Below are 12,895 nucleotides of genomic sequence, written 5' to 3' on the forward strand. Positions count from 1 at the left end.
ATTCTCCTCGTTTCTGTTATAGGATTATTTTTGTGTTGGCGCACAGGTTACTTCGACAAAGAAAAGACCAAGAAACTCATCATTAAGCCGGATAAGACATCTTTACTTTCGGTTTTGAAATCGCCTTCTCTCTGGATTTTCTTCATCATGTTGTTGGCCTGGTTTTTACGGTTCCAGGCATGGAGCCCTGTTTACCAGGAGTTAGACCCTTACTTCTATGTTTACGGTACTAAACAGCTTTTAACATTGGGTTATAAACCGATGGTCGATAACACTGCTTGGTATCCTTTGGTTCAGACATCGCACAGGGGAAGTTCTCTGTATCATTTCATGCTCGGACATTGGTATTATCTTTATTCTCAACACTTTGACAAGTACGTACTGACTGCCGTTGCGAGCATGTATCCACCGATAGTAACGGCTTTGATGGTGTTCATGGCGTTCCTCTTCGTTAAAGAGATTTACGATTACAGGTACGGCTTGTTCGCAGCGGCATTGTTAGCATTGCTTCCGTCCACACTTATGAAGATGGCAGCGGGCGTGTTCGAGCTTCAACCGATGTCCTTATTCTTCATATTCATGTTCTTCGCATTCTTCATCCGTGCTTTGAAAACACGGAACAGATGGTACTATGCAGTATCGGGTTTGATTTTGGGCGGACAGGTTCTCTGTGCAACTGCTTATCAACTCCCTCTTGTAGTGATGTTCATATTCTTCACATTGTACAGTGCCTATCTGTATTTGAGAAAGGAGGACAGGTTGTTTGATTATCTGCGCAATTACGTTTACCTGTTCGTGTCTATGACCGCTTTGGTTTTATTAGACGCAATGTACAGAGCAGGGCTTAACGGAATCCTCAACACCTTCAAATCCTTCCCGTTCCTTGTCGGTGCATTATCTTTTCTTCCTTTGGGTTTGTTCTATGGTTTGACAAAGGTTAAACAGGTCCGTGACAGGGATAAGGTTTGGGTAGTCGGAGGCGTGTTCGTTTTAGGCATACTGCTCTTCTTTCTACCAGTGACAGGTCCGTTTCTAAGGGCTTATATAGGTCGTATGGTTGCACAGGCTACATATCCGTCTGCGTTATGGCGTACTATTCAGGAACAGGCGCCGGCAGGTGCATCGTTCGAAGGATATCTCGGTATATTGGGTGCAGACCTGGGCGGGATACCTACGGTTCAGGGGCAACCGGCTCGACCGATCACTCCTTTAGGTATCATTACAGTCATCCCTTCGATCATAACCGACTTTGCGATACAGGCGATCGTCGACCCGGTCCTTCGTATCCTATTCAACGAACCGCTCCTCGCCACATCCACGAAAGCCAACTCGTTCGTTCTCTTCTTCATATTCTTTGCAGCCGTAGAACTGTTCTATCAACTTTACCTCGCGTTCAGAGATAGGGAACACAAACTTCTTGAGGTTTTACTGTTGGCATCGTTAGTTCTCCCGGTCGCTTACGTCGGTCTGAACAAGGCGAAATACGAGATCTACCTGTCCATTGTTACCGTGCTTGCCATGGTTATGACTCTGTACCTGTTTGAACGTTGGGTCAAACGTTTTGCTAAGGAAGGGTCTGAGAAGAATGTTGAATTAGGGTTTGCGGTTGTCATGGCCGTGTTTGTCATTCTCTTATTCATACCTGCGAAGTGGACTGTTTCTGCATATTCGATAATGACCGTTTCGTTCACACCGAGGTATCAGGACGCGCCGGATTCGGTCGCGCCCAAATTCAATCAGTTGTGTACATTGACCAACAACACATTGTTCTGTCAGGCTAGGTATCCGGAGGTCTACATCCATGACATTAACGATCAATTCAATCAACAGTTGTGCATGTATTCTTTGGTTCCGACCGATGTTCTGCTCGGTAAACGCAACCTAACACCTTCTGAACAGATCGGAATCTCCTACAGATGTTCCAAGATAGCGGATTACTGGATCGATACCATGGATTGGATATCCAAGAACACCCCTAAAGACGCAAGGATAACGTCGTGGTGGGATTACGGTCATTGGATAAACTATTTCGGTGACAGGAACACTGTACTTAGGAACGAACATTCCTCTTTGGAGATGATAGGTCGCGTGGCGTACGCATATCTCCACGGCACCGAACAAGACCTTATCAATACGATGCACGATTATTATTCGGATTATGCACTGTTCGATTCAGAGATAATAATGAGCGGGCGAGGGTTCGGTGGCAAGTTCGGTGCACTCAACTATCTCGGTTGCGATTGGGCAAACAAGACGGACGTAACCCATCTGCCGGGTCAGTCCTCATGCGAACAACATAACCTATGGGAGACGATCTACTTCCCGCTCCACCCATCAGACCTTGAAAAGTGCACTATCTCGCTTTCGACAGGTGAGGAAGGCGTTATCGGATACTACGGCGGTTATGTTCGTGTTATGACCGACAAAGGACCTTCCTACCGTGTTCAGTTGTCCGATGAGAAATACTGTTTATCGGTGAACGGGTCGAACGTGTACATGTACAAGATAGACAGGCGCGATGACGACGGCAACCTTATACCGCACGGCGGCATTCCGATGATTGTTGACATGGGTTACGACCTTCAGGGCAACCCTGTTGCCATAGCCAACGTTCTGTACACCTATGACACTATAACATATCCTGACGGCAAGACCAGATACAGTTGGGGGGACCGACCGGTCAACCAGACACATTTCTACGATTCGAACGTTTACAAAGCGTTTGTACTGGACCGTTTGGACGGGTTCGAGAAGGTTTACGATAACGGTAACGTCAAGATCTATAAACTCCTTAAATAAAGGGGAAGTGATCGGTTATGAAGATAGATATGCACGTTCATACCAGGTATTCCAAAGATGCGTTGATAACCGTCGATGACCTGGTGGATGTTTATATGGAAACCGGGATCGTTGTTGCAGTGACCGACCATAACACAACCGATGCATGGGAACATGTCCGGATGAAAGGGATACCTTTTATCCCTGGTGAGGAGATCGATACCGGTGAAGGCGAAGTGATAGGTCTATTTTTGAACGAATGTATACCTAAGGGTCTGGGGTTTAATGAGACGGTTGACAGGATCCGTGAGCAGGGGGGACTGGTCTATTGCCCGCATCCTTTTGACAGGTTTCGCAAATGCGTGTGCGATGAAGAGAGGATTGCCCGATGCGATATCGTAGAGGTGTTTAATTCCAGGTGCCTATTACAGAGGTTTAACGATCAGGCACTGTCCGTTGCGGAACGGTTCAACCTGTTGAAAGGCGTGGGAAGCGATGCTCATTTTCGGTTTGAGATAGGCACATCCTACCTAACCGTTGTAGATGATGCGATTGTTTCGCCGGAGAATTTTATCAGAGCGTTATCCGACCATCCGGGGTTTCACACTTCAAAGACTACTGTAATGGTTCATGGTTTGACAAAGACGGTTTCCTTTATTCGCAATCTTAAATCTCTTCTATCCAGAAAACCTCCAGAAAAAACCTAAGCGGTAACTGATTATCTCTTTGGTGGGAGGATGGATGTAACGGTGGTTGGCAGCGGTCCGGCAGGTCTGTTTACAGCCATCTTACTGTCGGAGAACCATGATGTGACCGTCTGGTCTCGTGATGAACCGGGAGAAGACCCGATATGTTCTGGTCTGATCTCTTATCATGCTATCGATCGGATAAGACAGGACTACGGGATAAACGTAAACCGTTCTATCATTAAGGTTGTTGATAGGTTCAGGTTCATCGATGCGTTCGGCCCCGGTTCTGTAGAGGTCCGACTTGCCAGGAACCCTCTGATACTTGTGGACCGTAGCAGATTTGATAGGTTGTGCGCAGACAGGGCGATGGAGAAAGGTGTAAGGATAGTTTTAAGAACGTTTAACAGACGGGTTTTGTCATCGTTGGCACAGAGAAGTCGCGGTCACGGTCGCAGAACGGCGATCATAGGTGCGGACGGACCTGTATCCGCAGTTGCCGGATTGTTCGGTTTCCCAAACATCCGATTCTATTTTACAAGACAGGGATACATGGATTATGTTACCGAGGAGGACGTTACTGTGATCTTTTTCAACAACGGGATGGGTTGGTGGATCCCGAGATGCGAGGATGTGGAATTGGGTGTCATGGTTGAAGACAGAGCTTCGGTTGACCTCCTTTTCAACCGTACGGTATCGATGTTTATGAGCAGTCACGGGACGGTAAACCGAAAAGTTTACAGGATAGGGGATTGGGTTATACCGAGGGAGCCGCGTCGCCGGATCGGTGCCTGGACCGATATCGGTCCGGTGTTCCTGATCGGCGACGCGGCCGGCCAGACCAAACCGTTGACAGGCGGAGGCGTCTATTATGCATCACGCGCAGCCCTCGTTTTATCCTCTGCTTTTCCCAACCCGACAGATTACCAGAGGTTGTGGGACCGCAAGTATGGGAGAGAACTCTGGTTGATGGGCATGGTAAAGCAAACCCATTCTTTGATAAACCGTCTCTCCATCAGGGCAGGGGCGAACTTTAATAATCTTTTCCGACCGTTTATTGAACAGTTCGACACAGAATCCGTGACAAACACGGCGCGTAACATGGTCAGCGTTCTGTTCTGAGGGTGGTGAGGTAACGTGCGACGTAAAGATGGAAGGATTTCGGGAAACGTTCCGAAACATGTTGTGATCATCCCTGACGGTAACAGGAGATGGGCGCGTCGGCACGGTTTACCCATACTTGAAGGTCACAGGCGGGGTATAGAGAAGATAAGGAACGTGATGAATTGGTGTAAAGAGTACGGGATAAAATATCTGACGATGTGGGGTTTCTCATCCGAGAACTTTAACAGGCCCAGGGATGAGGTTATCGGGTTGATAAAACTCTTTGATGAATACCTTGACAAGGCATTAGAGGAGGTTGTCGGTCAGGACGTGCGTATCAAATTCTACGGCAGGTTGGATAGGTTCCCTAAGGGTATGCGCGGTAAGATGATGGCTTTGGAGAACGAATCCGCGCGCGGCAGATACTGTCTGAACCTGTTCCTCGGATACGGCGGCAGACAGGAAATCATAGATGCGGTCAACAGAATAATAAGCGATGTCAAACGCGGGAGGCTCAGGGTTGTTGATGAGAAGACGTTTTCATCGTACCTTTACACGTCAGACCTTCCTGACCCGGACCTGGTGATCCGCACATCCGGTGAACTGCGAACGAGCGGTTTCATGCCTTGGCAGACGGTCTACAGCGAGTTTTGGTTTACTAAAAAGTTGTGGCCGGATTTCACTAAACAGGATTTTGTGCGTGCGATCAGGTCCTATGCCGCAAGGGAGAGACGGTTCGGAAGATGACTTTTCTCTTGAGGTCTGTTACATGGTAGAAGTGGTCGTTGACGAGGTTGCCGGAACCCTTTTATCACAGGTCAGGGGCCTGATGTTCAGACGGAAGAGGGTCAACATACTGTTTGTGTTTAACGAAGATAAAATATGTCCGATCCATTCATGGTTCGTATTCTACCCTTTCGACGCAGTGTATCTGGACAGAAACTTTCGTGTTGTAGAAATCTTCAGAGATGTCAAACCTTTCTCGTACGTGAGACCTACCAGACCCTCCAGTTACCTGTTGGAGGTTTCGCATCATAGACCTTCGCTACGTGTCGGTGATAGGATAGTTATAAAGACGAGGTAGAATTCACAATTGCAACGTCGGTGGGAGTGTTGGATAAATTTAAAAATGTTGATGTAAAGTTTGTATTAAAATTGCGTAAGAACATTTCCGATGGGGCGTTGAGGATGGCTTTGGGATGGTGCGTCAAGGACGAGAAGGTCGATTATCCGATCAACCTCCCGGTATTAACTTCCGAAGAGGAAGAGGTAGTGCTGGCGGTTGCAGACCTGTTTAAAGAGCTTGCCAAATACGAAGAGTTTGAGAGCGAAGAAGAAACACGTGAGAAGATCAGAGAATTGCTTGAAGAATACTGTGTTGAGAACCAGATAGTACTCGATGAGGATCAGGAGGAGTATCTTGTTGACATCGCCACCTCTCATGTTTACGGGTTCGCCTTTTTCGACCAGTTGTTGAAAGACCCGAACATCGAAGAGATCGGTGTTATAGGGATAAACAAACCTGTTTATGTGTACGTACGCAACAAAGGCTGGCAACAGACAAACGGATACCTTACAACCGTCGAATACGCGATCGATCTGATCAACAAGATGTCCAGACAATTGGGAAGAAGGATTACCTATCAATCGCCCAGGTTGAACGCTATATTACCGGACGGTTCACGTCTTCATGCATCCATCCCCCCTATTTCAAAAGTCGAGATCACCATACGTAAGTTCAGGGAGAACCCGTTCACAGTGTTCGACCTTCTGAGGTTTCATACGGTAAGTCCCGAAGCGTTGAGTGTCATCTGGTTACTGATGCAGTCGGACCTTTCGGTGATTGTTGCAGGTAACACAGCATCCGGTAAAACAACGACCCTTAACGCATTGTTCTCATTTGTTCCGCTTTGGGAACGGATCCTCATCACAGAGGAAACTCCTGAGATAAACATCCCGCATAAACATAAGGTCAACCTGGTTGCAAACGAAGATCTGGGTGTGACCATCTCTTCGTTGGTAGCGGACAGTCTTCGTATGCGTCCTGATCGGGTGATCGTCGGTGAGGTGCGTACCGCTGAGGAAGTTAACGGACTTATAGATACCATACTTAGCGGTCAGGCAAGGGGTAGTTACGCCACGTTCCATGCTCAATCTTCTGTCGAAGCGTTGAGAAGGATGCATTCATTAGGGGTGTTGGAGTTCGATTTACAGTCCATCGACCTGATCATCATACAACGGCGGATGGTTAAGTACGATGTCAAAACAAGGGAGAGTAAAGAGATCCGTCGGATCATCGAGATCGCTGAAGTGGATAAATCTTCCCTCATGAAAACTAAACCTCTGTTCAAGTACGATTTCGAAAAGGACAGGTGGACTCCCAATTATTCGAACTCCTTTTTGATCGAACGGGTTCGCCGCGTAATGGGGTTAACCAAAGCAGAACTTAAAGAAGAGTTAAGACGTCGTACCGAATTTCTCAAATCGAACATCGATAAGGGTTGGGACTTCGCAAGGTCGGTTGAAGAGATACAGAAGTTTGCTTACGGCAAATCCGGCAAACTCGGTAGGAGAAGGTCGAAAAGAAAAAGATAGACCATGCAGTTTATAGGTTTGGGTAGATGACATGAAAAGTTTTGTAGAGAAATACGCGCCGAAATTCGGTAACCTTCCGTTCTACAGATGGTTTTCCGAGAAGACCTTGTCAAAACTCGAGGAAGACATCATCATGGCAGATTTCGATGTCACACCTGAAGAACTGATCAATTTTGCTTTTGCAATGGGTCTGATCCTCGGTCTATATTTTGCTCTGATGTATTACATCGTTACCTCCAACATACCTATGACGTTTGCAGTATTCCTCATCTCCTTTGCATTCATGTTCATGCTTATCAAGATGTCAGCTTATTTTGAGCGCAAGAAACGTGCCGAGATCATGGAGGCCGACCTGCCGCTCGCGCTTCGCGCGATCGGCGTGCAACTCGATATCAAAATGCCTTTTGAGAAGGCGTTGGAACACATCGCCGAGTCGAAATACAACATCTCCTACGAATTCAAACGTGCCGTTAAAGAGATCAAAGGCGGAGCCAGTATCCCGAAAGCGTTAACCGACCTGACGAACCGTATCGATTCACCGATCTTGAAACGTGCCGTCAACCAACTCATCATCACCTATGAGAGAGGTGGTCGTGGCGATGATATAAAACGGATCGCCAACGAGTTGATAGACATCCAATTCGCAAAGGTGAAAGAGTTCGAATCGCAGATGGCCATGATGGGTTTGATTTTCATAGCAGTTTCATCACTGATACCAGCCTTCTTCACGATCTTTGCTGTCGTAGGCGGTCTGATGATGCCCATAGACATTACGCCCGTTCACATCTGGTTAGCCTATCTCCTCCTCTTCCCGATGCTCGATGGCATAGTGATCTACGTTATAAAATCCAGGACACCGTATTCAACAAACATACGTATAACAGACCTCAACAAAGAGATCGCTTTGATAGAGGACATGTTGGATAGGAAAGGGATACGTTACACGTTCAGGCAGATTATGATAGCGGTAACGGGCGTGTCGATAGCAGCAGGTCTTGTCTCGGTTTTACTCGCCTACTACATGTTTCCGCAGCTTCTCATCTACTCTTTCTTTCCCTTTGTCTTTCCGGTCCTGGTATTCTTCTATCTGACGTATCTGGTTGACCAGCGCACCGCCAAGATGGAACAGATGTTACCCGATGCGTTGTTTCAGGCGGCTTCCTTGCAGAAGGGTATGAGCACGGAACGTATCATTAAAGAGATATCTAAACATGATTACGGTCCTTTATCAGAAGAGTTTGCACTTGCCTCGCGTCAGATAACGGCAGGCACATCAGTGGAAGATGCGTTATCGGACATCGCGGAGAGGAATAATTCGCTTCTTCTCGAACGTGCGGTTAACCTGTTGATCTACGGTTACCAGGTTGGAGGTAATATGTACCACGCCCTCAGAGAAACCGCCGAGGACATGTTTTCTCTGTTCGCATTGATCCGCGAGCGTAAGGCGGCTCTCGCCCTTCAGAAGTATACGATGTTACTTGGCGGTGCAGTGCTCGTTCCGATGATACTGGGAATAGTGCTTCAGGTAACCGGCGGTCTGGATATCTCCTCGATTTCCACGTACTTCGGTAAAAACGTTGACCCGTCAATGATCCTTGAGACCAGTCAGAAGGCGATCCAGTTCTACCTCGTGATCTACGCAGCCATTACGGGTTATCTTATCGCTTCACAGGAAGGCGAAACGCGTAAGGCACTCATCTATTTTCTGTTCATGAGCATAACCGCTTTGATCCTGTTCAACATAAGCATGAACCTGAAGTTCATGTGATTCCATGCCTTTGCGGAGACACGTTTTCACTGGAACAAAATTTAAAAATATTCCACTACGCTGGAACATTTTTATGTTGATAAGCACCAGACTGTAGAAGTACAAGAGGGTATGGAGTGGGAAAAGGAATTCGCAGCAGCAAAAAGAAGCGAGAGATTTTTAAACCTTATTCTCCTAGGGATATCATGACAATCGAATTCCATCTCGTGAAACGTCCCAGATTGAAGAATCCTGTGCTGATAGAGGGTTTGCCGGGGTTAGGATTGGTAGGTACGATTGCGGCGAGTTATCTGGTCGAAAAACTGGATATGAAACTCCTCGGGTTTGTGAAGAGCCCGCAGTTCCCGCCGATAATTGCCATACATAATTTTACACCGATGTACCCTGTCAGGTTGTACTATTCGACAAAACACAACCTTATTGTTCTGTTGTCCGAGTTTGTCATACCTATGGACCTGGTTCCTGAGTTTGCAGAGGCGCTACTGGAATTCGGTAAGAAGATGAAGGTTTCCCGGATAATCTCTCTAGGTAGTATTACCATTAAAGGTGAACAGGACACCATCTACGGGATAACTACTGATCAGGTTTTGGCTAAAAAACTGCTCGATAACGATGTAGAACTGATCAAGGAAGGCGCTACAACCGGTGTAACCGCGATACTGTTGGCCGAGAGCGTGTTTTCCAGGTTACCCACAACCTCTCTGCTTGCAGAGGCCCATGCCGAGTACGCCGACCCGCGCGGTGCTGCCATGGTGTTAGACGTTCTCAACAAGGTGTTGGACCTGAAGGTGGACCTTGTCGAACTCGAAAAAGAGGCGAAACTGATAGAGAGCAAGATGAAGGAGATCATCGCAAAAAGCGCGGCCATAAAGGAGAAGTACAAACATATGCAGGAAGTGTCCTCTATGTACGGATAACTTTTTTAATCCCTGCCGGAACTTCCTATGACCTACATCCTTCATTAATTTTTTAAACGGTTTAATCAAAATTAAATACATCTTGCCGGGGTGGCGGAACCAGGTAACGCGCACGACTTGAGAACAGGTCAGGATATCGTGTGCCCGTAAGGGCTTGGGGGTTCAAATCCCTCCCCCGGCGTAAAGGTGATGTTTATGGAGGAAGAGATAAAGTTTAGAGAGGTCTCGGAAGCGGTTTGGGAAATGGATAGGACCGGTGACATGCGCGTGCCCGTTCGGATAATCGCGGTTAAACCGCTTCTCGAACAGATGAGACGTGACCGCACTTTTTGGCAGATCAGGAACGTTGCATCGATGCCGGGGATCGTTAAGCACGCTCTCGTCATGCCCGACGGTCACGAGGGATACGGATTTCCCATAGGCGGGGTAGCAGCGTTCGATGCCGATGAAGGGATCATCTCACCGGGAGGTGTAGGTTACGATATAAACTGCGGTGTCAGACTTGTCACAACTCCGTTGACGTACGATGACGTGAAACCTAAGATCGGACTGTTAATCCGTGAATTATTCAAAAACGTGCCGAGCGGTGTAGGGTCCAAGGGCAAGTTGAGGTTATCGCGACAAGAGTTGGAGGAGGCGTTGGTCGGAGGTGTTGAATGGGCGATCGAACAGGGTTACGGTAGACCTGAAGATGCGGAACATTGCGAAGAGAACGGTAGAATGGAAGGTGCAGACCCTTCAGCGGTTTCGGACCGTGCTATAAAACGCGGGTTACCGCAGTTCGGAACGCTCGGTGCCGGGAACCATTTTCTTGAAGTTCAGAAGGTTTCGGACGTCTTCATACCTGAGATAGCAGAACGGTTCGGTTTATCCGAGGGTCAGGTTGTTGTTATGATCCATTGCGGTTCCAGAGGGTTCGGTCATCAGGTGTGCGACGATTACATACGTGTGATGCTCCGCGCATCCGAGAAATACGGTATCAGACTCCCTGACAAAGAGTTGTGTGCTGCACCTATTAAGAGCAGGGAAGCGGAGAACTACATCAAAGCTATGAAATGTGCGGTCAATTATGCCTTTACCAACCGTCATATCATCATGCATTGGGTCAGAGAAACGTTCGACCATGTGTTCGGCAGAGGAACGAGCGATGAGATGAACCTGGTTTACGATGTAGCCCATAACATCGCCAAGTTCGAAGAGCACGATGTTGACGGTAAACGTATGCAACTCGTAGTTCACAGGAAGGGTGCGACACGCGCGTTTGCAGCAGGCAGACCCGAGTTACCGATGGCTTACAGAGATATCGGTCAACCCGTCCTGATACCGGGGAGCATGGGAACCGCATCGTACGTTCTTGTTGGTAAAGAGGAGGGTATGAGAACTTCTTTCGGTTCGACGTGTCACGGCGCAGGCCGCGTTATGTCCCGTCACGCAGCGGTTCGCAGTTATCCGTGGTCTACAGTCAAGGAATCGTTGTCAAAGAAAGGGATAACGCTGATCGCGGCGGACAGAAGGGTTATATCTGAGGAAGCACCGCAGGCTTACAAAGACATCGACCTTATTGTGAAAAGTGTTGCCAAGGCTGGGATCAGCGACATCGTGGCGAAGATGGTCCCGATAGGTGTTGTAAAGGGGTAAATCCAGAGAGATTAACCTATCATGCTTTAAACTTTTTGTTTCTTTTTTAAACCATGGTCATAGTACCTACCGAACTGAAAACCAAGTTTGATGAGGTAAACAGGTTGGCGGCCAAGGTTGACCGCGTTAGAAGTATCGATGCGCTTAAGAAGATAGAACGTTCCGTTTTCTCCGAGTTGGAACGGTTGAGTACAGAACTTTCTGTTGCGAGCACGTCTGTGAACAACCTTTTACTTGACGAAGAACTTGCCCGTCTATCTTCAGAGTATCTGAAAGCAAGACGGTCGAATGATACTGAACATCTAAAGAAGGTCATCAGGTCGATGTATTTTGTTGAACACATGTACAACCGTCCGGTAGTACGTAAGGAAACGGCGTATACGGTCCTTCGAAACCATATACAATCCGTTATCGAACGTAAACGCTTCCAACTTTCTGCAGGTCGCGTTGTTAGAGCCCTTGAACGCGGCGGACCCGTTGAAATACTTCTGGACCGGCGCGATTTAAAAGTGGTGTTTGAAGGCAAGAAATTCGTCTACCGAACCGTCGATGTGTGGAGGTATTTCGATGATGTGTTCAATCTGGAAGAGAACGGTATCACCGGTACGAGTTCCGTACCTATCAAGATCATCGTTGAACGACAGGGTGACATCTATCGTGTTTCCGTACATAAAAAGAGAGTGGAGAACAACATAGTTCAGGTAGACATCTCCGAGTATACGGTTCCTGTTTATTCAACACCTATCATGTAGGGTACAAGTCTTCCGTATTCGGAGTAAGCGTATTTTATTACGTCGTACGGGTGCGTAGGCACACCCGTGAACCTTCTTTCGACTCCGTTTTCGTTATAGTACAACGATGCAGACCCCCCACCGTCGAGATTGAGCACGAACACTCCGCCCGCGTTCTTCATACGTACTGCAAACTCTCTCAACGTGACCTTATCCCTGACGAATCCCACCATCATCAACCCTTTCTTATCCCAACCTAGGGCAAGCCTAGAGGCTTTTATTCTGTCGTCCAAACCGCTGACAACCGACCCGTTTGCTACCAATCTAGGCCCTGCTTCTATGCACATATGGACATCGCGTACGGATTTGGCGAAGTAAAGGTTGAATTTGGTTAATGATAGGACACCGTTCTTGTAAACGCATAACAGGTATGCCCAGTTCGTTGGCAACGGTCTACTGAAAACTACTTTTCCGCGATATATGACACGGCCCTCCACGGTAAACCCTTTGGTTTTCGAATAATGGAAGAACCCTCCGTTAAAACCCAATCTTAACCCTCTTAGTTTTGCTTCCTTTATCACATATCCGCCTTTTGGTAGAAAATTGAACAGTTTTAACTGTAACGGATCGATATGTGTTATGATCACCGTACCGTCAGGATGTTCATCCATTCTCATG

General features: G+C 47.5%; 11 protein-coding genes and 1 tRNA gene. 11 read left to right on the plus strand and 1 reads right to left on the minus strand.

Annotation, left to right across the window (positions count from 1 at the left end; all coding sequences use genetic code 11):
• Positions 1 to 147 precede the first annotated feature (147 nt).
• The 11 genes from J7K41_03685 to J7K41_03735 all read left to right on the plus strand — a co-directional run bounded on the left by J7K41_03685 (position 148) and on the right by J7K41_03735 (position 12,238).
• On the plus strand, positions 148 to 2,799 hold the full coding sequence (locus J7K41_03685; protein MCD6549778.1) for a hypothetical protein: 2,652 nt from the start codon (positions 148 to 150) through the stop codon (positions 2,797 to 2,799).
• Positions 2,800 to 2,816: 17 nt separating this feature from the next.
• Positions 2,817 to 3,485, plus strand: coding sequence for a PHP domain-containing protein (locus tag J7K41_03690; protein MCD6549779.1), 669 nt, complete (start codon positions 2,817 to 2,819; stop codon positions 3,483 to 3,485).
• 30 nt (positions 3,486 to 3,515) lie between these two features.
• Positions 3,516 to 4,586 (plus strand): NAD(P)/FAD-dependent oxidoreductase, encoded by a 1,071-nt coding sequence (locus tag J7K41_03695; GenBank protein MCD6549780.1) that lies wholly within the window; start codon positions 3,516 to 3,518, stop codon positions 4,584 to 4,586.
• Positions 4,587 to 4,622: 36 nt separating this feature from the next.
• A complete protein-coding gene (uppS, locus tag J7K41_03700) occupies positions 4,623 to 5,315 on the plus strand; it encodes a di-trans,poly-cis-decaprenylcistransferase (GenBank protein ID MCD6549781.1) in 693 nt (230 codons plus the stop codon).
• 22 nt (positions 5,316 to 5,337) lie between these two features.
• Complete coding sequence (locus J7K41_03705; GenBank protein MCD6549782.1) at positions 5,338 to 5,652, plus strand: DUF192 domain-containing protein; 315 nt, start codon at positions 5,338 to 5,340, stop codon at positions 5,650 to 5,652.
• A gap of 29 nt (positions 5,653 to 5,681) precedes the next feature.
• Positions 5,682 to 7,163: a CpaF family protein gene (locus tag J7K41_03710; GenBank protein MCD6549783.1), complete on the plus strand. Its 1,482-nt coding sequence runs from the start codon at positions 5,682 to 5,684 to the stop codon at positions 7,161 to 7,163.
• Positions 7,164 to 7,194: 31 nt separating this feature from the next.
• Positions 7,195 to 8,931 carry a type II secretion system F family protein gene (locus tag J7K41_03715; protein ID MCD6549784.1) on the plus strand — a complete coding sequence of 579 codons (1,737 nt, stop codon included), beginning with the start codon at positions 7,195 to 7,197 and terminating at the stop codon, positions 8,929 to 8,931.
• Positions 8,932 to 9,116: 185 nt separating this feature from the next.
• Positions 9,117 to 9,848, plus strand: coding sequence for a proteasome assembly chaperone family protein (locus J7K41_03720; GenBank protein ID MCD6549785.1), 732 nt, complete (start codon positions 9,117 to 9,119; stop codon positions 9,846 to 9,848).
• A gap of 84 nt (positions 9,849 to 9,932) precedes the next feature.
• Positions 9,933 to 10,029: transfer RNA gene (locus J7K41_03725), tRNA-Ser, on the plus strand.
• Between the two features lie 14 nt (positions 10,030 to 10,043).
• Complete coding sequence (locus J7K41_03730; protein ID MCD6549786.1) at positions 10,044 to 11,486, plus strand: RtcB family protein; 1,443 nt, start codon at positions 10,044 to 10,046, stop codon at positions 11,484 to 11,486.
• A gap of 53 nt (positions 11,487 to 11,539) precedes the next feature.
• On the plus strand, positions 11,540 to 12,238 hold the full coding sequence (locus tag J7K41_03735) for a hypothetical protein (protein ID MCD6549787.1): 699 nt from the start codon (positions 11,540 to 11,542) through the stop codon (positions 12,236 to 12,238).
• Here the strand turns inward: J7K41_03735 and J7K41_03740 are convergent.
• A complete protein-coding gene (locus tag J7K41_03740) occupies positions 12,217 to 12,894 on the minus strand; it encodes a phosphodiester glycosidase family protein (protein MCD6549788.1) in 678 nt (225 codons plus the stop codon). The two genes, J7K41_03735 and J7K41_03740, sit on opposite strands and share 22 nt — an antisense overlap.
• Position 12,895: the final 1 nt, after the last annotated feature.

The organism is Candidatus Micrarchaeota archaeon (assembly GCA_021163225.1).
In the GTDB taxonomy this organism is placed as follows: Archaea; Micrarchaeota; Micrarchaeia; order Anstonellales; family JAGGXE01; genus JAGGXE01.

Excerpts from the sequence above, each read along its gene's own strand:
- J7K41_03690 (MCD6549779.1), top strand. The coding sequence starts at position 2,817 with ATGAAGATAGATATGCACGTTCATACCAGGTATTCCAAAGATGCGTTG.
- J7K41_03715 (MCD6549784.1), top strand. The coding sequence starts at position 7,195 with ATGAAAAGTTTTGTAGAGAAATACGCGCCGAAATTCGGTAACCTTCCG.
- J7K41_03705 (MCD6549782.1), top strand. The coding sequence starts at position 5,338 with ATGGTAGAAGTGGTCGTTGACGAGGTTGCCGGAACCCTTTTATCACAG.
- J7K41_03695 (MCD6549780.1), top strand. The coding sequence starts at position 3,516 with ATGGATGTAACGGTGGTTGGCAGCGGTCCGGCAGGTCTGTTTACAGCC.
- J7K41_03735 (MCD6549787.1), top strand. The coding sequence starts at position 11,540 with ATGGTCATAGTACCTACCGAACTGAAAACCAAGTTTGATGAGGTAAAC.
- J7K41_03685 (MCD6549778.1), top strand. The coding sequence starts at position 148 with ATGTTGTTGGCCTGGTTTTTACGGTTCCAGGCATGGAGCCCTGTTTAC.
- J7K41_03740 (MCD6549788.1), bottom strand. The coding sequence starts at position 12,894 with ATGAGAATGGATGAACATCCTGACGGTACGGTGATCATAACACATATC.
- J7K41_03720 (MCD6549785.1), top strand. The coding sequence starts at position 9,117 with ATGACAATCGAATTCCATCTCGTGAAACGTCCCAGATTGAAGAATCCT.
- J7K41_03730 (MCD6549786.1), top strand. The coding sequence starts at position 10,044 with ATGGAGGAAGAGATAAAGTTTAGAGAGGTCTCGGAAGCGGTTTGGGAA.